This is a genomic window from Ralstonia flaminis (assembly GCF_958415495.1).
In the GTDB taxonomy this organism is placed as follows: domain Bacteria; phylum Pseudomonadota; class Gammaproteobacteria; order Burkholderiales; family Burkholderiaceae; genus Ralstonia; species Ralstonia flaminis.
This window is the reverse complement of the sequence record NZ_CATZLL010000003.1, coordinates 73,324-97,242: the sequence shown is the minus strand read 5'-3', so window position 1 is coordinate 97,242 and position 23,919 is coordinate 73,324. Positions and strand designations below refer to the sequence as shown.

Below are 23,919 nucleotides of genomic sequence, written 5' to 3'. Positions count from 1 at the left end.
GAACCATGAACACCCCCACCACGCTGCGCTACGCCATCGGCACGAGCGCGCTCAGCCAAGTGCTGGTGGCCGCCGCCAGTGGCCGTGGCATTTGCGCCTTGCTGCTCGGCGACCAGGCTGACGCACTACGCGAGGAACTCGCCGCGGCGTTTCCTGATGCCGTACTGACGCGCGACGATGCCGCACTCGCCACACAATTGGCGCGGGCCATTGCATTGGCCGATGCGCCGTCCAGCAACTTTGACGGCACCCTCGATATTGGCGGCACACCGTTCCAACGCCGGGTCTGGCAAGCACTGCGCGACATCCCTGCGGGCAGCACCACGACCTACACTGAAGTCGCCCAGCGCATCGGCCAGCCCAACGCGGTGCGCGCCGTTGCCAGTGCATGCGCGGCCAACGTGCTGGCCATCGCCATTCCATGCCATCGCGTCGTGCGCACTGACGGCGGCCTGGCTGGCTATCGCTGGGGTGTCGCACGCAAGCGCGCATTGCTCGACATGGAGCACCACGCATGACCCGCACACACGTCGACACCATGGATTGGTACGCCACAGAAGACGCGCTCAACGACGTCGGCAGCGCCGTACTGCCCGGCCTGCTGACGCACGACGAATGCGATGCGCTCACCGCCCTCTACCCGCGCGACACGCTCTATCGCTCACGCGTGGTCATGGCACGCCACGGCTTCGGTCGCGGCGAGTACAAGTACTTCGCCTATCCGCTGCCCGACCTCATCGCGCAATTGCGCACCACGCTGTATCCGCAACTCGCGCCCATCGCCAATCGCTGGAATCAGGCAATGGGGATCGACGTGCGTTACCCCGCTGCGCATGCCGATTTCCTGCGCCGTTGCCACGAGGCCGGCCAGTTGCGCCCAACACCGCTGATCCTGCAATACGGCCCCGGCGACTACAACTGCCTGCACCAAGACCTCTACGGCGAACACGTCTTCCCGTTGCAAGTGGCAATCCTGTTATCCGAGCCTGGTGTCGATTTCACGGGCGGCGAATTCGTCATGACCGAGCAGCGCCCGCGCATGCAGTCGCGTCCTGAGGTCGTACCGCTGCGCAAAGGCGATGCCGTGATCTTTGCCGTGCACCACCGGCCCGTACAGGGCACGCGCGGCGTGTATCGCGTCAACATGCGCCACGGCGTGAGCCGCCTGCACACCGGGCAGCGGCATACTGTAGGCATCATCTTCCACGATGCTCTATGAGGCAGTACGCATGACAACCGGCGATCTCTTTGCCGACCAAGAACACGCTGACGACGCTCGCATTGTGCTCGGGCCAGCGTCGTTCGTACTGCGCGGCTTTGCCCTGGCTGACGCGCCGGCGTTGCTCTGCGCGGTGGAGGCCATCGTTGAGCGGGCAGCGTTTCGCCACATGGTCACGCCGGGCGGTTTGGAAATGTCAGTGGCGCTCACCAACAGCGGCTCGCTGGGGTGGACATCAGACCGCCGCGGCTATCGCTACACCACGCACGATCCGTTGACCAGCCAGCCATGGCCACCCTTGCCCGATGTGTTGGTGCGCCTCGCACACCGTGCTGCCGCTGAAGCGGGCTTCCCCAGCTTCACGCCTGACGCCTGTCTCATCAACCGCTACGTGCCCGGCTCACGGCTGTCACTCCATCAGGATCGCGATGAGCAGGACTACGGCGCGCCCATCGTCTCGGTGTCGCTCGGCATGCCGGCGATGTTCCTGTGGGGCGGCCACAAGCGCGCAGACAAGACGCAGCGCGTACCGCTCTTTCATGGTGACGTCGTTGTGTGGGGCGGGTCGGACCGCCTGCGCTATCACGGCGTGGCCCCGCTCAAGGAGCATGCGCATCCGCTGCTGGGCACGCAACGCATCAACCTCACCTTCCGCAAAGCGGGCTGACCGCATTGGCCACCACATGACCATCGCCGCCGATCTGTCTGACGATGCTTACACGCGTGCTGCAGATTTCCTTTCGTCGCTGGACGACGACTGGGCGCGCCATGTCGCTGCAATTGGCCCGTGTCGCCACGCAGCCAAACCTGCACGCGAACCTTACGAGGCACTCGTGCGTGCCATCGCCTATCAGCAACTGCACGCCAAGGCGGGCGACGCCATCCTTGGCCGATTCCTGGCGCTCTACCCTGGCGTGGGCTTTCCCTCCCCGACGCAACTGCTGGCCACCGATGCGGCAACACAGCGCAGCTGCGGTTTTTCGGCCACCAAACTGGCGACGATTCGCGGCATTGCACAAGCCACACTCGACGGTGTAGTACCCACGCGCGATACGGCACTCGCCATGTCGGACGACGCGCTCATCGAGCGGCTTGTCACCCTGCGCGGTGTCGGCCGCTGGACGGTCGAGATGCTGCTGATCTATACGTTGGAACGCTCCGACATCCTGCCCGCCGACGACTTCGGCGTGCGCGAAGGCTACCGGCGCCTCAAGCGCCTTGAAACCGCCCCCACCCGCAAACAGATGGCAGACATCGGCGGTGCGTGGAGCCCCTACCGCACAATTGCCGCGTGGTACCTCTGGCGGACGCCAACAAAGTGACCCACTCGCGGCGCCGAATTTGACCGCAAGACGCGGAGTGTTCCTGCCGGGGCACGCGCCTACAGTACAAGCATTGATTTCTGGAACCTGACGCCATGACCAACCTGCCGCTCTCCGTCGAAGACGACCCGCGCTGGGCCCGTGTGCTCGCGCGCGATGCCTCCGCCGACGGCCAGTTCGTCTATGCCGTGAAGACGACCGGTGTGTACTGCCAGCCCAGCAGTCCATCGCGCCTGCCGCGCCCGGAGAACGTAGAGTTTTTCGACACCGCCGCTGACGCCGAGGCCGCCGGCTACCGCCCGAGCCGCCGCGCCAGCCCTGACCAGACTACCGCACGCGCGCAGCAGAGCGCATTGGTCGCGGCCGCCTGCCGCCGCATCGAAGCATCGGACACACCGCCCTCGCTCGACGTGCTCGCCCAGGACGCAGGGCTGAGCACGTATCACTTCCATCGGCTGTTCAAGAGCGTGACCGGCCTGACACCCAAGGCCTATGCCGATGCCCACCGGGCACGCAAGCTGCGCGCGCAGCTCGGGCGTGGCAGCTCCGTCACCGAAGCCATCTATGACGCCGGCTTCAACGCCAGCAGCCGCTTCTACGAGGCCTCCGACCACGTGCTCGGCATGACCGCCAGCCGTTACCGCGCGGGCGGACCACAGACGACGATCCGTTTTGCCGTGGGCGAATGCTCGCTCGGCTCAATCCTGGTCGCACAGAGCGACCGCGGCATCTGCGCGATCCTGATGGGCGACGACCCGGACGCTCTCGTGCGCGATCTGCAGGACACATTTCCGAAAGCCGAGTTGATTGGCGGCGACGCCGGCTTTGAGGATTTGGTCGCCAAGGTGGTAGGCCTGATCGAAGTGCCCTCGCTTGGTCTGGATCTGCCCTTGGATGTGCGCGGCACAGCCTTTCAGGAGCGCGTGTGGCAGGCGTTGCGCGAAGTACCGCCCGGCAGCACGACCAGCTACACGGAGATTGCCGAGCGCATCGGCTCGCCCAAAGCGGTGCGCGCGGTGGCGCAGGCATGCGCGGCCAACCATATCGCCGTGGCCATTCCGTGCCATCGCGTGATCCGCCGAGACGGCAATACTTCCGGCTATCGCTGGGGCGTGGAGCGCAAGCGTGCGCTGCTGGAGCGCGAAGCGCATGCCGAAGCCCTGCCCGTGGCGTGAACACCTGGACGCTGCTGGGCGCAGGCGGCCAGCCCTATGAGAGCACCGTGCCCGGTACGCTAGGCGGGCATCGGCGCGCGCGCATCTACGGCCGGCTCGATTGCCGTGCGGCCCGCCAGGCTATCGCGCGGGGCGGCTATGTCCGGCATCGTGTGTTCTTCCTGAACGAAGCCGACGCGCGTGCTGCCGGATATCGCCCCTGCGCGGTCTGCATGCCACAGGCATACGCAGCGTGGAAAAGATCAATGCATTCCGGGTAAAGTCGCGGTCTTATCTTCGAACCCACGCCCCGCGCGCCATGATCAAACCCCTGTTTCTTGCCGTGCTCGCCGCCGTTGCGCTGGCGGGCTGCGGCCGTTCCGACGACGCACAGAAGTCCGCGGCGCAGGCACCCGCCCCGGCCTCTGCTCCCGTCGCAGCACCCGCGAGCGCACCTGCAGCGTCCGCCGCCAGTACCCCCGAGCTCAGTGAAGCCGAGCAAGCCAAGGCCGCAGACATCGCCCGCGCCGCCATCGAGAAGTACAAGCTGACAAGCCTCTCGCCCGAATGCCTGTCGTTCATGGCCGGGCTGGAAGACGACACGCACTACAACGTCGAAGTGCTGGAAAACCACACGCCGGCTTGCGGCGGCGATCCGAACACCGCGCCGCACGTGGTCACGCTGCTGATCGACAAGAACACCGGCGCGCTGCAGAAAGACGACCCGGCAAACGGCGATTACGTGCCGCTGAAGTAAGCCGCTCGCCAGCGCCACGCATAAAAAAACCGCCGAGGTTATCGGCGGTTTTTTGTTGGGCGCGAACTTCGCGTCAGACCATCAGACCACAATCGTCTGCGCTTCGCCAGCCTGGCGGGCACGGATTTCACCAATCTGGTAGACCGTCTCGCCCGCGTCCTTCAGGTGCGCGATGGCCGCCGGGGCATCGGCTGCCGACACGATCACGACCATGCCGATGCCGCAGTTGAACACGCGGTGCATCTCGTCGTCGGCCACGTTGCCGGCCTTCTGCAGCCACTGGAACAGCGGCGGCAGCGTCCAGGCATCCTTGTGCAGCACAGCGGTGAGGTTGTCTTGCAGCACGCGCGGCACATTTTCGGTCAAACCGCCGCCGGTGATGTGCGCCATGCCCTTGACGTTCAGCTTTTCGATCAGCGACAGCAGCGGCTTCACGTAGATGCGCGTCGGCGCCATGATGGCGTCCTGCAGGCGCTGGCCGTGGAAGTCGGCGTTCAGGTCCGGGCGCGACACTTCAATGATCTTGCGCACCAGCGAGTAGCCGTTCGAATGTGCACCCGACGAGGCCAGGCCCAGCACCACATCGCCCTCGGCAATGGTGGTGCCGTCGATGATCTTGCGCTTTTCGACCGCGCCAACGGCAAAGCCGGCCAGGTCGTATTCGCCGTCCGGATACATGCTCGGCATTTCGGCGGTTTCGCCGCCAATCAGCGCGCAGCCAGCCAGTTCGCAGCCCTGGGCGATGCCCTTGACCACGGTGGCGGCGGTGTCGACGTCGAGCTTGCCGCAGGCGAAGTAGTCGAGGAAGAACAGCGGCTCGGCGCCCTGCACCAGGATGTCGTTCACGCTCATGGCAACCAGATCCTGGCCGACCGTGTCGTGACGGTTCAGTGCAAAGGCCAGCTTGAGCTTGGTGCCCACGCCATCGGTGCCGGACACCAGCACCGGCTCCTGGTACTTCTTGGACAGCTCGAACAGCGCGCCGAAGCCGCCGATGCCGCCCAGCACGCCTTCGCGCATGGTGCGCTTGGCAAACGGCTTGATGCGGTCCACCAGGGCGTCACCCGCCTCAATGTCGACGCCTGCGTCACGGTAAGACAGGCCTGCGGATGGGGTTTCGGAAGCGCTCATACTGACGTCTGAATAGGAAAAAACCGGTAAGGAAGGCAAGACGGCGGCGGGAAGTCACAAAAATCGGACCCGCCGGTCCAGTAAAATCGCGATTTTACCGGATGCGGCCCTCCCGATGGCCGCTTTTCGGCTCCGCCCACCCACTTCAAGAACCGTCGCCGCCCATGAACGCCCCGTTGCTGTCGCAGGAGACCAAGCGCACGCTCGCCTGGATTGCTGTGGCGATCGTCTTTTTTGCGCTGCTCAAGCTGCTGGCACCGACGCTCACGCCGTTCCTGTTCGCGTTCATCCTGTCGTACATCCTGCACCCGGGCGTGGAATGGCTGCAGCGCCACCGGGTGCCGCGGGCGCTGGGCGTATTCCTGATGATCCTGTTGCTGACGGTGATTGGCGTGGCGCTCACGCTGCTGGTGCTGGCCGTGCTGCAAAAGGAGATTCCCGCCATCCGCGAGCAGTTGCCCGGCATGCTGGCCAAGCTCAATGCGGCGGTCTCGCCCAAGCTGGCCGAGATGGGCGTGCAGGTGCGCCTCGACTTTCCCGGCCTGCGCAAGCTGTTGACCGAGCAGCTCGCCTCCGGCCCGGAAGACGTGATGTCCACGGCGCTGAACACCCTGCGCGTGTCGGGCTCGGCAGCGCTGCAAGTGCTGGCAACGGCCTTCCTCGTGCCGATCGTGATGTTCTACCTGCTGATGGACTGGAACATGCTGATGCGCCGGATCGAAACGGCCGTACCGCGCCGGTGGCTCGCCAAAACACGCGAACTGGCCAGCGAGACCGACGGCCTGCTCTCTCAATACCTGCGCGGGCAGATCATCGTAATGCTGGTGCTGGCGGTGTACTACTCGTCGAGCCTGGCGCTGGCCGGCTTTGACGTGGCGCTGCCGGTCGGCATCTTCACGGGCCTGGCGGTGTTCATCCCCTACATCGGCTTTGGCATTGGCCTGACGTTGGCCGTCCTTGCTGCGCTGTTGCAGTTCGGCAACCTGTACGGTTTGCTGGCAGTGGCTGTGGTTTACGGCATCGGTCAGGTGCTCGAAGGCTTCTATCTGACGCCGCGCCTGGTCGGCGAGCGCATTGGCCTGCACCCGCTGGCCGTCATCCTCGCCTTGCTGGCTTTTGGCCAATTGTTCGGATTTTTCGGTATCCTGCTGGCCCTGCCGATCAGTGCTGTGCTACTGGTCGGTTTGCGGCAGATCCGGCTGCTCTACCTGGACAGCAGGCTCTACCGCGAATAAGCCAACTGCGACTCACCCACTGCCTTACCGCTTGTTTCACGCCTCATGGCCCAACCAGAACAGCTACCGCTCGAACTCGGCGCGCCCCCCGCTCCGACCTTCGACAACTTCGTCGCCGCTGGCAACGAAGAGGCGTTGCTGCGCCTGCGTGCCCTGGTTCCGCAGGTGGTGGACGGCACCGCCACCGACCGCCTCGTCTACCTGTGGGGTGAAGAAGGCAGCGGCCGCAGCCACCTGTTGCAGGCCATCTGTGCCCAGGCCGAGGCCGGCGGCTACGAAGTCCGCACGCTTGAGCCGGACGCGCCGGCCGAAGCCTATGACTTTGACCCGGACGTCACTGTCTGGACTATCGACGACGCCGAGCACCTGGACGAATGGGCGCAGATTGCCGTGTTCAATCTCGTCAATGAAGTGCGCGCGCACCCCCATGCCGCCATCGCCATCGCCGGGGCAGCTGCTCCCATGTCGATGCCGTTGCGTGAAGACTTGCGCACTCGCCTGGGTTGGGGCCTGGTCTACTGGCTGCGCCCGTTGTCCGATGCCGACAAGGTTGAAGCCCTGCGCCACGCTGCTCGAGAGCGTGGCATGCAGCTGTCCGCCGACGTTCCACAGTGGCTTGTGACGCACTCCTACCGCGACATGCCGAGCCTGATGGCCCTGCTGGACGCCCTCGACACCTATTCGCTCGCCCGCAAGCGCGCCGTCACCCTGCCGCTTGTGCGCGACATGCTCGCGTTAATGAAGTGAATCGTGGGGCCTGCGCGGCTGGTAACGTAACCTTCGGGTAAAATCGCCGCCCATGAATCTGGCCCTCTTTGACCTCGATCACACCCTCATCCCCACCGACAGCGACCACGAGTGGGGGCGTTTCCTCATCCGCCGCGGCGTGGTGGATGAAGCCGAATACCAGCGCAAGAACGACCAGTTCTATGCCGACTACAAAGCCGGCACGCTGGATATCCAAGCCTTCCTGCGCTTTGCCCTGGCACCGCTGGCCGCGCATTCGCGCGACACGCTGGCTCAGTGGCATGCGGAATTCATGCACGACGTGATCCGCCCGAAGATCACCCCGCAGGCGCAGGCGCTGGTCTACAAGCATCTGGATGCCGGTGACCTCTGCTGTGTGGTCACCGCCACCAACAGCTTCGTCACCCGCCCGATCGCCCAGGCGTTCGGTATCGAACACCTGATCGCCACCGAACCCGCCACCACCGACGGCGCTCCTGACAGCGCCTTCACCGGCGACGTGGCCGGCACGCCGAGCTTCCGTGAAGGCAAGGTCGTACGCGTGCATGACTGGCTGGCCGACATGGGCCGCGGCTGGAAAGATTTCGAGCACAGCACGTTCTACAGCGATTCGGCCAACGACGTGCCGCTGCTGGAAGAAGTGACAGACCCCGTCGCCACCAATCCGGACGACACGCTGCGCAACCTCGCAGCTTCGCGCAATTGGCGCATCATGGATCTTTTCTAAGCTGAGCGCGGCGTGATCAAGAAACTCATCAATCGCCTGCTGGGCAAGACCGCTGCAGAACCCGCATCGAGCAACCCGGCCACCGAGCCAGGAACGCCTCCCGCCAGGAAAGCCCGCGCCCCCAGGGCGCCCAAAGCGACCAAGGCGCGCGGTAAATCCACTGGTGGTGTACCGCGCCAGGCACGCGTGTGGAACGTGGAAGAGCACGGCATCGACCTGAAGCTGCTCTCGCGCAACGCGGTCAAGGTCACCTCCACGCTGCAGGAAGCGGGCTATGACGCCTTCATCGTGGGCGGCGCGGTGCGCGACCTGCTGCTGGGCATCAAGCCGAAGGATTTTGACGTTGCGACCAACGCCACGCCCGACCAGGTACAGGCGCTGTTCCGCCGCTCGCGCATCATCGGCCGGCGCTTCCAGATCGTGCACGTAACGTTCTACGGCGGGCGCGATCAGGAAATCATTGAAGTCTCAACCTTCCGCGCGCTGGTTGACGCCGTGGAAAGTGAGCAGGTGCCCGCCGGCAAGCGCGTCAAGCGCACCGATCTGGACCACCACACGCACGCCGTCGATGCCAGCGGCCGCGTACTGCGTGACAACGTCTGGGGCACCCAGGCCGAAGACGCCACCCGCCGCGACTTCACCGTCAACGCGATGTACTACAACCCCGCCGACGAAACCGTGCATGACTACCATCACGGCATGGAAGACATGCGCGAACGCACGCTGCGCATGATCGGCGACCCGCTCACCCGTTACCGCGAAGACCCCGTGCGCATGCTGCGCGTGGTGCGCTTTGCGGCCAAGACCGGCTTCGACATCGACCCCGACACGCGCGCGCCGATCGCCGAGCTTGGCCCGCTGATCCACAACGTGCCGGCCGCCCGCCTGTTCGACGAGATGCTCAAGCTGCTGATGTCAGGCCATGCCTGGGCATCGCTGCAGGAGCTGCGCAAGGCGGGCCTGCACCGCGGCCTGCTGCCGCTGCTGGACGTGGCACTGGAGCAACCGATGGGCCAGCGCTTCGTGCAGCTCGCGCTCGACAACACAGATGAACGCGTGAAGGCCGGCAAGCCAGTCTCGCCGGGCTTCCTGTTTGCCTCGCTGCTGTGGCACCACGTGGTCGAGCACTGGAACCGCCGTCGCGCCGCCGGTGAGCCGGTGATCCCCGCGCTGCACACCGCCATGGACGAAGTGCTCGACCGCCAGACCGAGCAACTCGCCATCCAGCGCCGCTTCACGGCCGACATGAAAGAAATCTGGAGCATGCAGCCGCGCTTTGAAAAGCGCTCGGGCCGGATGCCGTATCGCTTGCTGGAATCGCCGCGCTTCCGCGCTGGGTATGACTTCCTCGTCCTGCGCTGCGCCTCGGGCGAACTGCCGCAGGAACTCGCCGATTGGTGGACCGACTTCCAGAATGGCGACAGCGAGACCCGCGAAGCCCTGTTGGCCCAGGCCAAGCAGGCGCCGAGCAAAGCGGGAGCGGGCAACGCGGGCGCGACAAACGGCGGCTCCACGGGCCCGGCCAAGCGCCGTCGCCGCCGACGCGGTCCGCCAAAATCAGATACAGTCGGTCACGTCAGTCCGGAAGGCTCGGAGGGAACGTGAAGACAGTGGCGTACATCGGCATCGGCGCCAACCTGGGCGACGCTCGCCAGGCTGTGAAAGACGCCGTGGTCTGCCTTGCGCAGCAGGTCGGCATCACCATTACCGGCAAATCCAGCCTGTACCGCAGCGCGCCCGTCGATGCCAGCGGCGACGATTACATCAACGCGGTGGTGCGCCTCGATACGCATTTCACGGCGGGCCAACTGCTCCGCATCTGTCACCACATCGAAGACCAGTTCGGCCGCGAGCGCCCGTTCCGCAACGCACCGCGCACGCTGGACCTGGACCTGCTGCTCTACGGTGACCACGTCCTCACCTCGCCCGAGCTGACCGTACCGCACCCGCGTGTGGGCCAGCGCGCCTTCACACTGCTGCCGCTGCATGAACTGGCGCCTGATCTCGTCATCCCGGGCATCGGCGCCGTGGCCGACCTGCTGCCTGGCGTGGCCGACCAGCGCATCGAGAAAACTACGATGTGCCAATGCATGCGCGCCAAGCAGCCTGCCGCCTAACTCTGCATTTCGTATTACCGCCTGTTGATGGCACTTGATCATCTGCGCCGTATCGTTGTTGAAGGGCCCATTGGCGTGGGCAAAACCACGCTGGCTCAGCGCCTGGCCGATCACCTGCGTGCGGCCACGCTGTTCGAGGCGCCGGCTGAAAACCCCTTCCTCGCCCGCTTCTACGCTGAACCCGCTCGCTATGCGCTGCCGGTGCAGCTGCGCTTCCTGCTGCAACGCGCCGAGCGGCTCGCCGCATGGCACAAGGCCACACTCGCCGGCGAGCGCATCGTGGCAGACAGCTTTCTGCCACGCGACCGCCTCTTCGCTCAGCTCACGCTGCCGGCTGACGAACTCGCGCTGTACGACGCGATGGCGAAAGCGCTGGCGCTGCCCCAGCAACGCATCGATCTGGTGATCTGCCTGCAGGCCCGTGCCGAAGACCTGCTGCCGCGTATTGCCAAGCGTGCCGTTCCTTACGAAACGGGCATCGATGCCGACTACCTTGAACGCATCTGCGCCGCGTACGGCGAGCTGTTTCTGTATTACGATGCCGCACCGACGCTGATCGTCGATACCGCTGCCTTCGACCCCGCAGGCAACGACGACGATTTCCGCACCTTGCTTGCCCGCATCGACGCGATGCGCGGTCCCAAGGAATTCATCAAGCTGGCAACGCGCTAGCCGACGCGCCGCATGGTCTGCGCGGGCTCGCGCGATGTCCCATTGAGCACCAGTCCATGAGCTATCTCCAGGAATCGAACCGCAAGGCCGTCACGGTGACTTCACTGCAGGCCATGCGCGCCGCGGGCGAACGCATCGCCATGCTGACGGCCTACGACGCCAGCTTCGCCGCCCTGATGGACCGCAACGGCGCCGATGTACTGCTCGTCGGTGATTCGCTCGGCAACGTGGTGCAAGGTCAAAAGACCACGCTGCCGGTCACGCTGGACCACATCGTCTATCACACCGAATGCGTGTCGCGCGGCATCGACAAGGCACTGCTGATGTCGGACCTGCCCTTCGGCACCTACGGCACGCCCGAACAAGCCTTCCACAGCGCCGTGCGTGTGATGCAGGCCGGTGCGCAAATGGTCAAGCTCGAGGGCGGCGTGTGGCTCGCACCCACCATCAAGTTCCTGATCGAGCGCAGCATTCCGGTATGCGCGCACATCGGCCTGACGCCGCAATCGGTGCATGCCTTTGGCGGCTTCAAGGTGCAGGGCCGCGGCGACGAGGCTGCGGCACAGCTCAAGGCCGATGCGCTGGCCGCACAGGATGCGGGCGCGCAGATTGTCCTCATGGAAGCCGTGCCCGCCGCGCTGGCCGGCGAGGTGACTCGCCTGCTGAATGTCCCGACCATCGGTATCGGCGCGGGGCTGGAGTGCTCGGGCCAGGTGCTCGTCATGCACGACATGCTGGGCGTGTTCCCCGGCCACCGCCCCAAATTCGTGCGCAACTTCATGGACGGGCAGACCACCATCGACGGCGCGGTCGCGGCCTACGTGGCCGCCGTCAAGGATGGCACGTTCCCCGGCCCGGAACACACGTTCGCCTAAGCGACCCGCGGATGGAAATCTGGTCGGCTACCGTCGACGCGTTCGCCCTGCTCGCCAGCGGCGATGCAGCGTTGTGGACGATCGTCTGGGTATCGTTGAAGGTGGCGATTGCCGGGCTGTTACTGGCGGCTCCGCCCGGTCTTCTCATCGCTTACGCCATCGCCATGCACCGCTTTGCCGGGCGTCGCGCACTGGTGGTGCTGGCGCAGGCCTCGCTGTCGTTTCCGACCGTGCTGATCGGTCTGCTGCTGTATCTGCTGCTCTCGCGCCAAGGGCCGCTCGGGGGTTTCGGGTTGCTGTTCACGCAGGGCGGGATGATCCTCGGTCAAGCGGTGCTGGGGCTGCCGGTCATTGTCGCGTTTGCGCTGACAACGCTTGAACGCGCTGATCCACGCCTGGCGGAGACAGCGCGTGTGCTCGGCGCAGGACGCGTGCACCTGCTGCTGACGGTGTTTCGTGAACTCCGCTTCGGCCTGATGGCGGCTGTGGTAGCAGGCTTCGGTCGGGTCATCGCAGAGGTCGGCTCCGCACTGATGGTGGGCGGCAATATCGAGGGTGTCACGCGCACCATGACCACGGCGATTGCGCTGGAAACCAGCAAGGGTGAGTTCGCGCAAGGCATTGCGTTGGGTATCGTGCTGATCGCGCTGGCGCTGCTCGTCAACCTTGTGCTGGCGTGGCTGCAGGGCGCCGGCAATTATCGGCGGGACCCAGCATGAGCGCGCCCTCGCAACCGATGATGGTGTTCGAGCGCCTGCGCTGCCAGCACGGCACGCGCATGCTGTTCGATATCCCGCGTCTGGCACTCTCGGCAGGCAACGCGATTGTCATTACCGGCGCCAATGGCGTCGGCAAGACAACGCTGCTACGCATGCTGGCGGGGCTCGCACCGGCTGCTGGCGCGACGGTCGACCTGGGCCGTGGACCACAACCGCTGTCGCCCTACCCAACCAATCTGCGCACGCGGCTCACGTATGTGCACCAGCATCCGTACCTGTTCCGCACATCCGTTCGGGCCAACCTCGGCTATGGGCTAACCACTGGAGCGCACCGCGTGCCGCGCGCGGAACTGGCAGGGCGCATCGACGAAGCCATCCGTTGGGCCGGGCTGCAGCACGTGGTGGATGTGCCGCCCGAGCGCCTGTCCGGCGGCGAGACGCAGCGCCTGGCGCTGGCCCGCGCTCGCGCACTGCGCACCGATGTGCTGCTGCTCGATGAACCGACGTCGAACCTGGATGGCACCGCACGCGAACAGGTCATTGCGCTGGTGGGCGAGTTGGCCGCAGAAGGCCGCGCGCTGCTGATGGTGTGCCACGACCGCGAGCTCATCAACCTGCCCGGCGTGGCGCGCTGGAAACTAGAGAACGTCGACGGTCAGGGGCGGCTCGAAATACGCGGGCACCACGCCACGTAGGGCGTTGCATACAGCAATGGCCTCGGCACGGGCAACGTCGGCGCGCGTCAACGCGCGCTCCCGCAACGGCGCACCCAACCAAGGTGTTGCGTCTTCCAGCAGCACGGCACGCATCACGCCCGGCAAGACACCCGACGACAGCGGCGGCGTCCACCACGCGCCATCCAGCTTGACCAGTACGGTACTGCGCCCGCCTTCGGCCAATGTGCCGTCCGCGTTGAAGAACACGGCATCGAACGCGCCTTCGCGTTCAGCCGCCTGCCAGGCGGCGTCGTAGCCTGCGCGCAAGGTGGTCTTGTGCATCGGCAGGCTGTGCGTGACCTCGCGCGATTGCGCAGCGACCAGCAAGCGCGCCGGCGCATCCCAGGTTGCGGGCAGAGGCGGCAGCGGTGCTGCCGTAACGGTGGCAGCACCGTCCGGCGCAAGCGACAGGCGCACGCGGTAGACGCCCTCGCCTTCCAGTGACGCGCACACACGCGCAACATCGTCTGACAGCGCGGTTCGATCAAACGGAAAATCAAATGCATTTGCCGAGTGAGCCAATCGACCGAGATGCCGATCCAACAGCGGCACGCCTTCGCGCGTGGCGCGCATAGTCTCGAACAGCGACAACGCCGGATCCAGGGCCGTGACAAAGCGCGCCTTCAACTGGCATTCCGCATATTCCTCGTCGGCCACGCTGTCGTGCACGATGCCCGAGCCGATACCGAGTTCGCCTTTTCGCAGGCCATCGCTGCCGGGCGCACTCAGCACCAGCGTGCGGATCGCCACCGAGAAGCACGCATCGCCCATCGCACGATCGTCGGCAGGCGCATCGACCCAGCCAATGGCGCCGGTATAAAGACCGCGCAGCTCAGGCTCCAGTGCATCGATGATTTCCATGGTCCGCCGTTTGGGTGCACCGGTAATCGAGCCGCACGGAAACAGCGCGCGAAGACAATCGGCGAGGCCGGTTGCGGGCGGAATCTCCGCCTCCACGGTGGACGTCATCTGCAGTACGCTGCCGAACGGCGTCACCTCGAACAGCGCCGGCACGCGCACCGAGCCGGGGCGCGCGAGGCGCCCCAGGTCGTTGCGCAACAGGTCGACGATCATCAGGTTTTCTGCACGGTTCTTCTCATCAGCAGCCAACGCGATGGCGCGGGTCGCGTCGACTTCGGCGTCGCCGGTGGCGGGTGCCGTGCCCTTCATCGGCCGTGCGACGAGCTGGCCCGCATGGTGCGAAAAGAAAAGTTCCGGCGAGCACGACAGGATCGCCCCACCCTCCGGCAGCCCAATGAACGCGCCGTACGGCACCGGTTGGCGTGCACGCAGGCGGCGATACAACGCCCCCGGCGCGCCAAACGCCGTCATGCGCAGGCGGTAGGTGTAATTGACTTCGTAGGTGTCGCCCGCCGCGATCCAGTCGTGGATGCGGTCAATGGCGTGGGTGTAGGCGGCATGATCAACACTGGCGGCACAGTCGAACAGACCGGCCGCGCCCGTCACTTCGGGCCACGCGTCGAACAGCGCGTCAACCTCGGCCGGCGACAGCACCTGCAGCGAGCGGAACAGCAGCACGCGCAGACGGCCGTCATGGCCAGGCAATGCAGAGGAAACCTCGATGGAAGTGGGCAAGCCGACCAACGGCCCGCCAAACTCGTACGGCGCAATGATCAGCGCATGCAACCCCTCGCGCCATGCAGCACGAAGATCGTCGTCCAGACCATCGAGTACGCCGGCCGGCCGGAAGAACTCACCGGCGTAATCGGTGTACCAGCGCGAACACGGCACGCCGCCCGAGGTGGCATCGTCCAGCAGCGCGAACGGCGCGCCGGCTTGCGGCAACTGCATGACGATGTCCCCCGGTTACTGCGGTAACGCTGTGCTTACGACGAGAAGAAGTTCTTCACTTTGTCCATCCACGTTTGCTCTTGCGGGCTGTGCCGCGAGCCGCCTTCGTGCACGGACTTGTCGAACTGCTTGAGCAGATCCTTCTGATGCTCCGTCAGCTTGACCGGTGTCTCAATGTTGATGTGCACATAGAGATCGCCCGCGTAGCCCGAACGCACGCCCTTGATGCCCTTGCCGCGCAGGCGGAACGTCTTGCCGGCCTGCGTACCTTCAGGCACCGGAAACGCCACGCGGCCGCCCAGCGTCGGCACCTCGATGTCGCCACCGATGGCCGCCGTTGCAAACGAGATCGGCATCTGGCAATGCAGGTCATCACCGTCGCGCTCGAACACCGGGTGCGGCTTGATGTGGATCTCCACATACAGGTCCCCCGGCGGGCCGCCGTTGATGCCCGGCTCGCCGTTGCCCGAGGAGCGGATGCGCATGCCCTCGTCAATGCCGGCCGGAATCTTCACTTCCAGCGTCTTCTGGCTCTTCAGCTTGCCCTGGCCGTGGCACTTGGTACACGGCTTGGGGATGTACTTGCCGCTGCCGTGGCACTTCGGGCAGGTCTGCTGCATCGTGAAGAAGCCCTGCGACACACGCACCTGGCCAGCGCCATGGCAGGTCGGGCAGGTCTCGACGCTGGAGCCGGGCTCGGCGCCCTTGCCGTGACAGTGGTCGCACTCGTCCCAGTGGGGCACGCGGATCTGCGTGTCGTAGCCGTGCGCGGCCTGCTCCAGCGTGATCTCCATGCTGTAGCGCAGGTCTGCGCCGCGGTACATCTGCGGGCCACCGCCGCGACGGCCACCCTGGCCCTGTGCTTGGCCAAAGATGTCGCCAAAGATGTCGCCGAAGGCCTCGGCAAAGCCGCCACCAAAGCCGGCGCCGCCCGCCCCGAATCCACCCGCCATGTTGGGGTCGACACCGGCGTGGCCGTACTGGTCGTACGCGGCCTTTTTCTCAGCGTCGGAGAGCATCTCGTAGGCCTCTTTGGCCTCCTTGAACTTCTCTTCCGCTTCCTTGCTGTCCGGATTGCGGTCCGGGTGGTACTTCATCGCGAGCTTGCGATAGGCCTTCTTGATCTCGTCGTCGCTCGCGTTTTTGCCCACCCCGAGCACTTCGTAGTAATCACGTTTTGCCATAGTGGCTGAACTCGTCGCCTGTTTTTACTGCGTGTCGAATAGCAAAAAAGCCGAGCGTGGCATCAGGTGCGCTCTGCACAACCCGATGGCCACTGCCCGGCGGTCCCTCACGTCCGCCGTGGCGGACTTGGGGCTTACTTCTTGTCGTTCACTTCCTTGAACTCGGCGTCGACGACGTTATCGTCGTGCGGTGCGCCTTGCCCAGCGTGAGCACCTGCGCCTGCCTGGGCACCGGCGGCTTGTTCAGCACCACCGGCCTCGCCCTTGGCCTGCATGTCGGCGTAGACCTTCTCGCCCAGCTTCTGCGAGGCAGTGGCCAGCGCTTCGGTCTTGGCGTCGATCGCGGCCTTGTCGGTGCCCTTCAGGGCTTCTTCAAGTTCCTTGATCGCGGCTTCGATCTTGTCCTTCTCGCCAGCTTCCAGCTTGTCGCCGTACTCGCCCAGTGCCTTCTTGGTCGAGTGCACCAGTGCTTCGCCCTGGTTACGGGAGTCGACCAGTTCGCGCAGCTTCTTGTCTTCCTCGGCGTTGGCCTCGGCGTCCTTCACCATGCGCTCGATCTCGGCTTCCGACAGGCCGGAGCTTGCCTTGATCGTGATCTTGTTTTCCTTGCCGGTCGCCTTGTCCTTGGCGCCCACATGCAGAATGCCGTTGGCGTCGATGTCGAACGACACTTCAATCTGCGGCGTGCCGCGCGGTGCCGGCGGAATGCCTTCGAGGTTGAATTCGCCCAGCATCTTGTTGCCGGAGGCCATCTCGCGCTCGCCCTGGTAGACCTTGATCGTCACGGCCGGCTGATTGTCGTCGGCGGTCGAGAAAGTCTGCGAGAACTTGGTCGGGATGGTCGTGTTCTTGCCGATCATCTTGGTCATCACGCCACCCAGCGTTTCGATGCCCAGCGACAGCGGCGTCACGTCCAGCAGCAGCACGTCGGTACGGTCACCGCCCAGCACCTGACCCTGGATGGCGGCGCCCACGGCAACGGCCTCGTCCGGGTTCACGTCCTTGCGGGCTTCCTTGCCGAAGAATTCCTTCACTTTCTCCTGCACCTTCGGCATACGGGTCATGCCGCCGACCAGGATCACGTCATGGATGTCCGACACCTTCACGCCGGCATCCTTGATGGCGGTGCGGCACGGATCGATCGTACGGGCGATCAGGTCTTCGACCAGCGCTTCGAGCTTGGCGCGCGTGATCTTCAGGTTCAAGTGCTTCGGGCCCGAGGCGTCCGCCGTGATGTACGGCAGGTTGATCTCGGTCTGTTGCGTGCTGGAGAGCTCGATCTTGGCCTTTTCCGCCGCTTCCTTCAGGCGTTGCAGCGCGAGCACGTCCTTCGACAGGTCAACGCCCTGCTCTTTCTTGAACTCGCCGATGATGTAATCGATGATGCGCTGGTCGAAGTCTTCGCCGCCCAGGAACGTATCGCCGTTGGTCGACAGCACTTCGAACTGCTTCTCGCCGTCCACATCGGCAATCTCGATGATCGAGATGTCGAACGTGCCGCCGCCCAGGTCATACACAGCGATCTTGCGGTCGCCCTTCTCGTTCTTGTCCAGGCCGAATGCCAGCGCAGCCGCGGTCGGCTCGTTGATGATGCGCTTGACGTCCAGGCCGGCGATGCGGCCAGCGTCCTTGGTGGCTTGGCGCTGCGAATCGTTGAAGTACGCCGGCACCGTGATCACGGCTTCGGTCACTTCCTCGCCCAGGTAGTCCTCGGCGGTTTTCTTCATCTTGCGCAGGGTTTCAGCCGAGATTTGCGGCGGGGCCAGCTTCTGGCCGCGCACTTCCACCCAGGCGTCGCCGTTGTCTGCCTTGACGATGGAATACGGCATCAGGCCGATGTCCTTCTGGACTTCCTTCTCTTCAAACTTGCGGCCGATCAGGCGCTTGACGGCGTACAGCGTGTTCTTCGGGTTGGTCACGGCCTGGCGCTTGGCCGGGGCGCCGACCAGGATCTCGCCATCTTCCATATAGGCGATGATCGACGGGGTAGTGCGAGCGCCTTCGGCGTTCTCGATCACCTTGGGGGTGTTGCCCTCCATGATGGAGACGCAACTGTTGGTGGTACCCAGGTCGATACCGATGATTTTGCCCATGGTCTTACTCCTCGAATTTGGTGTCAGGACTGCACTGAATACAAACTTGGATCGGATGTGGGAGTGCCGCCCGGCTTTTCAAGGCCGATTTTTGAAAAGTTGAGCATTTTGGCCGGTTTTTCTCGGGAAAGCACCCGAAAGCATGCCCTCCTGGGCAGAAACCAAGCGTTTGCGAGGTCTGAAGGGTGGCCAACCGGGCCGAAAAGGTCGCGATGGTACCCTTGTGCACATTGCCACTCGCCGGGTATCTCACCCGGCCACTCGTCCCCGATGCGTTTGCCCCCATTCCGATCCGTTCTGGGCGCAGCCGTGCTTGCCGCCTGCGCTTCACCCTCAGTCGATGCCGCCGTCGCCCTGCTCCAGCCCGCGCGCCGCGTCGACGCCACCCAGCCTTTCACGCTCACACTCGTCATCTCGGGCGATGCGGCCCAACGTAGCTATGTCGTGCCCGCTAGGTTGCGCGTGACGGCCACCGCCGATCTGCAGGGCTCAGTTGAGGTGACGTTGAATCGACATAGCGCAGGCGCGGAGACGCTGCACTTGCGCCCGGGTCAGGTTCGCACCATCACCTACAGTGGCACGCTGCCCGAGGTGCTACGCGGCGCCGTGCGCATCGACGTACCGGAGCTGGACGCCGCGCCCGTGCTGGTCACCCTGGTGCGTGGCGCTGACGCCCCACAGATCGCCGCTGAAGGGGCGCCGGCCGGCGCCGCCCGCAACGCCGCTGCAGACGCCACCCGCCCGGGCGGCGCATTGGGCACGAACCCGAGCGCAGCGACCGTCGGCGCCAACGCCACGCCACCTGCCACGGTGGCAGTGGCCGGTACCGGCGAAGCGCCCCGCCCGCCGGAGGAAACCGCTCGACTGACCTTCCACGAGCCCATGTTCGCGGCGCTAGGGGCGCACGAGGGCCTGAACATGAAGTTCCAGTTGAGCTTCAAATTCCGCATTTTCCAGCCAGAGAACCCGGCATCGACAGCGCTGCTGGACAACCTGTACTTCGGCTACACGCAGTTTTCGCTGTGGGATCTGGGCAAGGAATCCGCGCCGTTCCGCGACACGAACTATCGGCCGAGCCTGTTCTACTACCGGCCTGATACTGGCATCCAGGGCGGCGCACTCTCGCGCCTCTCATTCGCGGGCGGCATTGAGCATGAGTCGAACGGCCGCGACGGGGACGCCTCACGTGCCATCAACACTGTGTTCGTGCGCCCGACCTTCCACTTTGGTGATCTGACCGACTATCACTGGAAATTCGAGCCCAAGCTGTACGCCTACCTCACGCGCAGCGGCAACACCGACATCGCGAACTACCGCGGTTTTGGAGATTTCCGTGTGTCGTACGGCGCGCCCAATGGCTGGGAGCTGGCCGCCACGCTGCGCAAGGGCATGCGCAAAGGCTACGGCAGCGTGGATGCGCAACTCACCTACCCGATGAGCCGCATCTTCAGCGGCACGGCCGGTTACCTGTTCATCCAGTACTTCACCGGCTACGGCGAGAGCCTGCTCGACTACAACCACAAGCTGGGCTCGCAGTTGCGCATCGGCTACAGCCTCTCGCGCTAGGAACCTGCTCACGATCCTACTGCGCAGCCCGATCTTGGCCCTGTGATACTCGCCGTACCCATGTACGGCTGCGTTTCTCGGACCAACCTCGGGCTGCTCGCTACGGATCGTGAACAGGTTCCGCCCGTCAGCGTTACAGCGTGTGCTGGCCGCTGGCTTCAGGTTGAAAGGCGACGCGCTCGATGCGCAGCCCATGCTTAGCGCCGTTGGGCGCGGTGTACTTGACCGACTTGCCCTCGCGCTGGCCCAGCAGCGCCGCGCCCATGGGCGAGAGCACCGAAAGCTTGGCCGACGCCACGTTGGCCTCTTCCGGGTACACCAGCGTCCACTCCTGCTCCGCGCCGGCGTCATCCACCACACGGACCACCGAATTCATCGTCACCACGTTGGCGGGAATCTTGTTGCCGGGCACAACGTTGGCACGGGCGATGAGGTCATCGACGAGCTCGGCCAACGGCGAGCTGCTACCGGCGCGGGCAGCGGCGTTTTCCAGGCGGGTGAGGTCGAGCTCGGTCAGATAGATGACGGCTGCGGACATAGCGATCTCCTACGGATTCGTCTTGAACACTAGGTAACGCCACCGCCGATGGCATGACAGCCCTGGGCGATGGCAAGAAAACCAGCGGGCGAAACGCCGGCCGGTGGTGATACCGAACTGCAGGTGTGGGAGGGAGCCCGGCGGCGAGGTGCCGCTAGGGCACTAGAACAACCGCCGGGCAGCGGCAAGGGCCGCGGTCATCGCCTGAGCGGCGTGCGGCAATGCGTGCGCCATGCGCTTCGGGCGCACGACGCGGGAAGAGAGTGCAACGAAAAAAGCCGCGGCAAGCTGCATGCCACGTTGAAAGCGCAGGAACACCGGCGCGCCAGACACGCCGAACACCGCAAACACGGTCGTATCGACCGGGATTGCGGCAGTCGCAGCGTGCGAGGCGGTGGTGTTCTGGATCATGGAGCGAGGTCAGCTTTCGCTTACTTGGGTGCAGCCACCGTCACCAGGGCCGGGCGCAGCACGCGGTCGGCCAGGGTGTAACCGCGCTGGAGCACGGTCACCACGGTGTTGGGTTCCTGATCGGCCGGCACCATCGAAATAGCCTGATGACGATGCGGATCGAACTTCTCGCCCACCGGGTTCAGCTCGGTCACGCGACCCTTTTCGAAAGCGGCGTTGAGCTGTTTGAGCGTCAGTTCGACGCCTTCGCGCAGCTTGGCAGGGTCACCCGAGTTATCGGCTAGGGCAGCATGCATGCTGTCCATCACGGGCAGCAAGTATTCAGCAAAGCTCTCGATGGCGAACTTGTGCGCCTTGGCCACATCGTCCTGCGCGCGGCGGCGGATGTTCTCGCCTTCAGCCGTGGCACGTGCCCAGTTTTCGTAGTTCTGGCGCGCCTTTTCCTCGGCAGCTTCCAGTTGGCGGCGCAGTTCGGCGACGTCCGCATCGGCCACGGCTTCCGCCACGGCAGCTTCGTCACCGGCAACGGCCTGGGCATCGGCGCTGGCGCGCTGAGCCTGGCTCGAATAGGCATTGGCAGCCTGGCCGGCAGCAGCGGATTGCGTCGGCTGGGCGGCTTGCGTGTCCGGGGTCGAGGGGGTTTCCGAAGTGTGTTTCATAGCGCTGGATAAAGGGATCGACGCACAACATGTGCCGGGCGCCAGATCCGCTGGATTTTCACAAACGATTTCTCCCCGATATGGGGCATTTGGCGCGCCTTTCAAGGGCGCGTGATGCACGGCAACTGTGCGCCGTGCATCACGAAATATCGCGTTACAAGTTTCATCCAACTGCAACGGCACGGCGATTGCGACGCCACAATTGGCCACCTATGATGCAAGAAAAATCTGGGGGGCGCGAGCTTCTTTGAGGGTTCGTACCATGCACAACAAGCTACCCGTATTCACCGTGCTCCTGCTGTTGACCTTGACCGCAGCGACAACGTTCATTTGCCTGTCCGGCGCCGTCACACCGCGTTATACGGAGTACGGCAGCGGCAAGGCGATCTTCAAGCACTACATCAGCAAACCGGCGCAGATGCAGCAGTTGTCGCGCGGCCTGAGCTTCGCAAGTTAGCACACACTCGCGCGCATCGGCTAACTTCAGCCGTCTCAATCACCCAGTTTGTCGATGCGACGCCGGTCCCGCTTGGTCGGTCGACCCGCAATTTGTGTGGCGGGCTCTCGATAGAGCCGACGTCTGTCGGCATCTTCCTCGCGTTTTAAGCGACTCGTATCCGTCTCGGCGTAGAGCGTTTGCGCAACAGAAGCGGGACCGCGTATCTCGGCCAGCGCCAGCACTTCCAACTCCCACTGCTGTTCATGCGCGTGCACCCGTACGCGGTCACCAATCTTCACGTCCTTGGCCGGGCGGACCGGCTGATCGTTGATCTGCACGCGGCCGCGCTCCACCGCGTCAGTCGCCTGCGAGCGCGTCTTGAAGAAGCGCGCCGCCCATAGCCACTTGTCGATACGTACGCGGTCTGCCGCGTCAGTGCTCACTTTCATGCAGCGGCACCCTTGCTCTGCGCGCGCGTGCGGCTAGCTTCGAGCACGTGCGGATGCGTGAGCGTCAGCGGCCAGCCCTGCAGATGCGCGAGTGCGATGTCGGCAATGCCGGCGATCCACGCCTCGTTGTCGTTCAGACACGGGATGTAGTGGAAATCCTTGCCACCGGCGACACGGAAGGTGGATTGCCCTTCCATGGCGATCTCTTCCAACGTCTCCAGGCAGTCAGCCGGGAAACCCGGACAGAACACGTCGACCCGGTTGGTGCCGACACGGCCAAGCTCTTCCAGCGTGGGTGCGGTATACGGCTGCAGCCACTCGGCGCGGCCAAAGCGCGACTGGAAAGTGACGAGGTATTGCCCCGGCTGCAGGCCAAGCGCTTCGCCCAGCAGGCGACCGGTCTTCAGGCATTCGCAGTGGTACGGGTCGCCCAGTTCGAGCGTGCGACGCGGCACACCGTGGAACGACAGCAGCAGCTTGTCGCCATGCGCAAAGTCCGGCGTGCCGTGCTGCGCCCAGTACGCGCCCACCTGCTGATGCAGCGCATTGATATAGGCCGGGTCGTCATGGAAATGCTTGACCAGACGCAGCTCCGGCTGATTGCGCATCTCCCCCAGTACGCGAAAGACCTCGTCGAACGCCGTGGCCGTGGTGGTGCCGGAATACTGCGGATACATCGGCAGCACAAGGATGCGCTCGACGCCCTGCTTGCGCAGTGCCTGCATGACTGACGAGATCGACGGATTGCCATAGCGCATCGCACAGGCGACCACCACGTCGTGGCCTTGCGCGTTCAACAACTGCTGCAGCGCATGCGCTTGGCGCTCGGTATAGACGAGCAACGGCGAGCCCGTCATGTTGGCCTCGCGCAGCCAGATGCTTTCGTACTTGTGTGCGGACGCCCGCGAGCGCAGCGGCACGATCAGCACGTTGAGGATGAACCACCACGCGGCGCGCGGAATCTCCACCACGCGCGGATCAGACAGGAATTGGCGCAGGTAGCGGCCGACCTCGCGCGGCGAGGTGCCGTCGGGTGTACCGAGGTTGACCAGCAGGATCGCCGTGCGATCGGGCTGGCCGTGCTGGAACAGAGGTTCGGGCAAGAAGGGCATGGAACGCGGGTTCGCGGATGAACCGGCTGATTATACGAGTGTGAGTAAAACGTACCCCTCCCAACCTCGTCTGCTCTAAAGAACCTGACAGAATTGGGCTGCACAGGGCGATGCCGATATTCGACTTGCTCAACGCCTGGGCTAAACTCGCGGCTCAAATGGCAGTCGCCGCAACAGCGGAATCGCCTCTTAGCGCCGATATTGCACGCCATTCCATCAGCCCTAGAATTCGACCAACAAGAACAAGGTGATTATGGGAGTCAAG

The 23,919-nt window shown here is 64.7% G+C and carries 27 protein-coding genes; 18 read left to right on the top strand and 9 right to left on the bottom strand.

From position 1 onward, the window contains the following. Positions 1-5: 5 nt before the first annotated feature. The 7 genes from R2N11_RS05200 to R2N11_RS05170 all read left to right on the top strand — a co-directional run bounded on the left by R2N11_RS05200 (position 6) and on the right by R2N11_RS05170 (position 4,452). Positions 6-518: a methylated-DNA--[protein]-cysteine S-methyltransferase gene (locus tag R2N11_RS05200; protein ID WP_316680394.1), complete on the top strand. Its 513-nt coding sequence runs from the start codon at positions 6-8 to the stop codon at positions 516-518. Continuing rightward, positions 515-1,219, top strand: coding sequence for a 2OG-Fe(II) oxygenase (locus R2N11_RS05195; protein WP_316680393.1), 705 nt, complete (start codon positions 515-517; stop codon positions 1,217-1,219). Before R2N11_RS05200 ends, R2N11_RS05195 begins: the two co-directional genes overlap by 4 nt. Positions 1,220-1,229: 10 nt before the next feature. Then, entirely contained in the window at positions 1,230-1,886 is a 657-nt protein-coding gene (gene alkB / locus R2N11_RS05190; protein ID WP_316680392.1) for a DNA oxidative demethylase AlkB, read from the top strand. Between the two features lie 16 nt (positions 1,887-1,902). Beyond that, the gene (locus R2N11_RS05185; RefSeq protein ID WP_316680391.1) at positions 1,903-2,541 is read left to right on the top strand and encodes a DNA-3-methyladenine glycosylase family protein; all 639 of its coding nucleotides are present in this window, start codon (positions 1,903-1,905) and stop codon (positions 2,539-2,541) included. 95 nt (positions 2,542-2,636) lie between these two features. Continuing rightward, positions 2,637-3,716, top strand: coding sequence for a bifunctional DNA-binding transcriptional regulator/O6-methylguanine-DNA methyltransferase Ada (gene ada / locus R2N11_RS05180; protein ID WP_316680390.1), 1,080 nt, complete (start codon positions 2,637-2,639; stop codon positions 3,714-3,716). Then, entirely contained in the window at positions 3,713-3,976 is a 264-nt protein-coding gene (locus R2N11_RS05175) for an Ada metal-binding domain-containing protein (protein WP_199031965.1), read from the top strand. Before ada ends, R2N11_RS05175 begins: the two co-directional genes overlap by 4 nt. Positions 3,977-4,014: 38 nt before the next feature. Continuing rightward, positions 4,015-4,452: a hypothetical protein gene (locus R2N11_RS05170; RefSeq protein WP_316680389.1), complete on the top strand. Its 438-nt coding sequence runs from the start codon at positions 4,015-4,017 to the stop codon at positions 4,450-4,452. 81 nt (positions 4,453-4,533) lie between these two features. Here R2N11_RS05170 and purM read toward each other — a convergent pair whose 3' ends face one another. Next, the gene (gene purM / locus R2N11_RS05165) at positions 4,534-5,583 is read right to left on the bottom strand and encodes a phosphoribosylformylglycinamidine cyclo-ligase (protein WP_316680388.1); all 1,050 of its coding nucleotides are present in this window, start codon (positions 5,581-5,583) and stop codon (positions 4,534-4,536) included. 164 nt (positions 5,584-5,747) lie between these two features. On the opposite strand from purM, the gene R2N11_RS05160 reads away from it, so the two are divergent. The 9 genes from R2N11_RS05160 to R2N11_RS05120 are packed head-to-tail and all read left to right on the top strand — an operon-like array spanning position 5,748 to position 13,370. After that, positions 5,748-6,818: an AI-2E family transporter gene (locus tag R2N11_RS05160; RefSeq protein WP_199031962.1), complete on the top strand. Its 1,071-nt coding sequence runs from the start codon at positions 5,748-5,750 to the stop codon at positions 6,816-6,818. Positions 6,819-6,863: 45 nt separating this feature from the next. Further along, on the top strand, positions 6,864-7,565 hold the full coding sequence (gene hda, locus R2N11_RS05155; RefSeq protein WP_199031961.1) for a DnaA regulatory inactivator Hda: 702 nt from the start codon (positions 6,864-6,866) through the stop codon (positions 7,563-7,565). A 52-nt stretch (positions 7,566-7,617) separates the two neighbouring features. Then, complete coding sequence (locus R2N11_RS05150) at positions 7,618-8,292, top strand: histidinol-phosphatase (protein WP_199031960.1); 675 nt, start codon at positions 7,618-7,620, stop codon at positions 8,290-8,292. 12 nt (positions 8,293-8,304) lie between these two features. Further along, positions 8,305-9,897 (top strand): polynucleotide adenylyltransferase PcnB, encoded by a 1,593-nt coding sequence (gene pcnB, locus R2N11_RS05145; protein WP_316680387.1) that lies wholly within the window; start codon positions 8,305-8,307, stop codon positions 9,895-9,897. Continuing rightward, the gene (folK, locus tag R2N11_RS05140; protein ID WP_048935021.1) at positions 9,894-10,409 is read left to right on the top strand and encodes a 2-amino-4-hydroxy-6-hydroxymethyldihydropteridine diphosphokinase; all 516 of its coding nucleotides are present in this window, start codon (positions 9,894-9,896) and stop codon (positions 10,407-10,409) included. The genes pcnB and folK overlap by 4 nt, the downstream gene beginning before the upstream one ends. A gap of 27 nt (positions 10,410-10,436) precedes the next feature. After that, positions 10,437-11,081: a deoxynucleoside kinase gene (locus R2N11_RS05135; protein WP_199031958.1), complete on the top strand. Its 645-nt coding sequence runs from the start codon at positions 10,437-10,439 to the stop codon at positions 11,079-11,081. A 56-nt stretch (positions 11,082-11,137) separates the two neighbouring features. Beyond that, positions 11,138-11,956 carry a 3-methyl-2-oxobutanoate hydroxymethyltransferase gene (panB, locus tag R2N11_RS05130; RefSeq protein ID WP_199031957.1) on the top strand — a complete coding sequence of 273 codons (819 nt, stop codon included), beginning with the start codon at positions 11,138-11,140 and terminating at the stop codon, positions 11,954-11,956. An 11-nt stretch (positions 11,957-11,967) separates the two neighbouring features. Continuing rightward, entirely contained in the window at positions 11,968-12,675 is a 708-nt protein-coding gene (locus tag R2N11_RS05125) for an ABC transporter permease (RefSeq protein ID WP_316680386.1), read from the top strand. Next, positions 12,672-13,370: an ATP-binding cassette domain-containing protein gene (locus R2N11_RS05120; RefSeq protein WP_316680385.1), complete on the top strand. Its 699-nt coding sequence runs from the start codon at positions 12,672-12,674 to the stop codon at positions 13,368-13,370. The genes R2N11_RS05125 and R2N11_RS05120 overlap by 4 nt, the downstream gene beginning before the upstream one ends. Here the strand turns inward: R2N11_RS05120 and R2N11_RS05115 are convergent. From R2N11_RS05115 to dnaK, 3 genes are all read right to left on the bottom strand, one after another. Further along, positions 13,314-15,203 (bottom strand): bifunctional chorismate-binding protein/class IV aminotransferase, encoded by a 1,890-nt coding sequence (locus R2N11_RS05115; protein ID WP_316680384.1) that lies wholly within the window; start codon positions 15,201-15,203, stop codon positions 13,314-13,316. The two genes, R2N11_RS05120 and R2N11_RS05115, sit on opposite strands and share 57 nt — an antisense overlap. Before the next feature lie 35 nt (positions 15,204-15,238). Beyond that, a complete protein-coding gene (dnaJ, locus tag R2N11_RS05110) occupies positions 15,239-16,387 on the bottom strand; it encodes a molecular chaperone DnaJ (RefSeq protein ID WP_199031953.1) in 1,149 nt (382 codons plus the stop codon). A 134-nt stretch (positions 16,388-16,521) separates the two neighbouring features. Then, a complete protein-coding gene (gene dnaK, locus R2N11_RS05105) occupies positions 16,522-18,480 on the bottom strand; it encodes a molecular chaperone DnaK (protein ID WP_199031952.1) in 1,959 nt (652 codons plus the stop codon). 270 nt (positions 18,481-18,750) lie between these two features. On the opposite strand from dnaK, the gene R2N11_RS05100 reads away from it, so the two are divergent. Then, complete coding sequence (locus R2N11_RS05100; RefSeq protein ID WP_316680383.1) at positions 18,751-20,046, top strand: phospholipase A; 1,296 nt, start codon at positions 18,751-18,753, stop codon at positions 20,044-20,046. Between the two features lie 133 nt (positions 20,047-20,179). Here R2N11_RS05100 and rnk read toward each other — a convergent pair whose 3' ends face one another. The 3 genes from rnk to grpE form a co-directional block, all read right to left on the bottom strand. Then, complete coding sequence (rnk, locus tag R2N11_RS05095) at positions 20,180-20,584, bottom strand: nucleoside diphosphate kinase regulator (RefSeq protein WP_316680382.1); 405 nt, start codon at positions 20,582-20,584, stop codon at positions 20,180-20,182. A 162-nt stretch (positions 20,585-20,746) separates the two neighbouring features. Then, entirely contained in the window at positions 20,747-20,995 is a 249-nt protein-coding gene (locus tag R2N11_RS05090; RefSeq protein WP_316680381.1) for a hypothetical protein, read from the bottom strand. A 20-nt stretch (positions 20,996-21,015) separates the two neighbouring features. Continuing rightward, the gene (gene grpE / locus R2N11_RS05085; protein WP_199032534.1) at positions 21,016-21,654 is read right to left on the bottom strand and encodes a nucleotide exchange factor GrpE; all 639 of its coding nucleotides are present in this window, start codon (positions 21,652-21,654) and stop codon (positions 21,016-21,018) included. Between the two features lie 262 nt (positions 21,655-21,916). On the opposite strand from grpE, the gene R2N11_RS05080 reads away from it, so the two are divergent. Continuing rightward, entirely contained in the window at positions 21,917-22,111 is a 195-nt protein-coding gene (locus R2N11_RS05080) for a hypothetical protein (RefSeq protein WP_021195890.1), read from the top strand. Between the two features lie 35 nt (positions 22,112-22,146). On the opposite strand, the gene R2N11_RS05075 is transcribed toward R2N11_RS05080, so the two are convergent. Next, positions 22,147-22,542: an RNA-binding S4 domain-containing protein gene (locus R2N11_RS05075; protein ID WP_199032533.1), complete on the bottom strand. Its 396-nt coding sequence runs from the start codon at positions 22,540-22,542 to the stop codon at positions 22,147-22,149. Continuing rightward, on the bottom strand, positions 22,539-23,654 hold the full coding sequence (gene hemH, locus R2N11_RS05070) for a ferrochelatase (RefSeq protein WP_316680380.1): 1,116 nt from the start codon (positions 23,652-23,654) through the stop codon (positions 22,539-22,541). The genes R2N11_RS05075 and hemH overlap by 4 nt, the downstream gene beginning before the upstream one ends. Between the last annotated feature and the right edge of the window lie 265 nt (positions 23,655-23,919).

What these genes read in the sequence shown, in the direction of transcription:
- R2N11_RS05200 (WP_316680394.1), top strand. Translation starts at nt 6, where the DNA reads ATGAACACCCCCACCACGCTGCGCTACGCCATCGGCACGAGCGCGCTC.
- R2N11_RS05195 (WP_316680393.1), top strand. Translation starts at nt 515, where the DNA reads ATGACCCGCACACACGTCGACACCATGGATTGGTACGCCACAGAAGAC.
- alkB (WP_316680392.1), top strand. Translation starts at nt 1,230, where the DNA reads ATGACAACCGGCGATCTCTTTGCCGACCAAGAACACGCTGACGACGCT.
- R2N11_RS05185 (WP_316680391.1), top strand. Translation starts at nt 1,903, where the DNA reads ATGACCATCGCCGCCGATCTGTCTGACGATGCTTACACGCGTGCTGCA.
- ada (WP_316680390.1), top strand. Translation starts at nt 2,637, where the DNA reads ATGACCAACCTGCCGCTCTCCGTCGAAGACGACCCGCGCTGGGCCCGT.
- R2N11_RS05170 (WP_316680389.1), top strand. Translation starts at nt 4,015, where the DNA reads ATGATCAAACCCCTGTTTCTTGCCGTGCTCGCCGCCGTTGCGCTGGCG.
- purM (WP_316680388.1), bottom strand. Translation starts at nt 5,583, where the DNA reads ATGAGCGCTTCCGAAACCCCATCCGCAGGCCTGTCTTACCGTGACGCA.
- R2N11_RS05160 (WP_199031962.1), top strand. Translation starts at nt 5,748, where the DNA reads ATGAACGCCCCGTTGCTGTCGCAGGAGACCAAGCGCACGCTCGCCTGG.
- hda (WP_199031961.1), top strand. Translation starts at nt 6,864, where the DNA reads ATGGCCCAACCAGAACAGCTACCGCTCGAACTCGGCGCGCCCCCCGCT.
- R2N11_RS05150 (WP_199031960.1), top strand. Translation starts at nt 7,618, where the DNA reads ATGAATCTGGCCCTCTTTGACCTCGATCACACCCTCATCCCCACCGAC.
- R2N11_RS05135 (WP_199031958.1), top strand. Translation starts at nt 10,437, where the DNA reads ATGGCACTTGATCATCTGCGCCGTATCGTTGTTGAAGGGCCCATTGGC.
- panB (WP_199031957.1), top strand. Translation starts at nt 11,138, where the DNA reads ATGAGCTATCTCCAGGAATCGAACCGCAAGGCCGTCACGGTGACTTCA.
- R2N11_RS05125 (WP_316680386.1), top strand. Translation starts at nt 11,968, where the DNA reads ATGGAAATCTGGTCGGCTACCGTCGACGCGTTCGCCCTGCTCGCCAGC.
- R2N11_RS05120 (WP_316680385.1), top strand. Translation starts at nt 12,672, where the DNA reads ATGAGCGCGCCCTCGCAACCGATGATGGTGTTCGAGCGCCTGCGCTGC.
- R2N11_RS05115 (WP_316680384.1), bottom strand. Translation starts at nt 15,203, where the DNA reads ATGCAGTTGCCGCAAGCCGGCGCGCCGTTCGCGCTGCTGGACGATGCC.
- dnaJ (WP_199031953.1), bottom strand. Translation starts at nt 16,387, where the DNA reads ATGGCAAAACGTGATTACTACGAAGTGCTCGGGGTGGGCAAAAACGCG.
- dnaK (WP_199031952.1), bottom strand. Translation starts at nt 18,480, where the DNA reads ATGGGCAAAATCATCGGTATCGACCTGGGTACCACCAACAGTTGCGTC.
- R2N11_RS05100 (WP_316680383.1), top strand. Translation starts at nt 18,751, where the DNA reads ATGCGTTTGCCCCCATTCCGATCCGTTCTGGGCGCAGCCGTGCTTGCC.
- rnk (WP_316680382.1), bottom strand. Translation starts at nt 20,584, where the DNA reads ATGTCCGCAGCCGTCATCTATCTGACCGAGCTCGACCTCACCCGCCTG.
- R2N11_RS05090 (WP_316680381.1), bottom strand. Translation starts at nt 20,995, where the DNA reads ATGATCCAGAACACCACCGCCTCGCACGCTGCGACTGCCGCAATCCCG.
- grpE (WP_199032534.1), bottom strand. Translation starts at nt 21,654, where the DNA reads ATGAAACACACTTCGGAAACCCCCTCGACCCCGGACACGCAAGCCGCC.
- R2N11_RS05080 (WP_021195890.1), top strand. Translation starts at nt 21,917, where the DNA reads ATGCACAACAAGCTACCCGTATTCACCGTGCTCCTGCTGTTGACCTTG.
- R2N11_RS05075 (WP_199032533.1), bottom strand. Translation starts at nt 22,542, where the DNA reads ATGAAAGTGAGCACTGACGCGGCAGACCGCGTACGTATCGACAAGTGG.
- hemH (WP_316680380.1), bottom strand. Translation starts at nt 23,654, where the DNA reads ATGCCCTTCTTGCCCGAACCTCTGTTCCAGCACGGCCAGCCCGATCGC.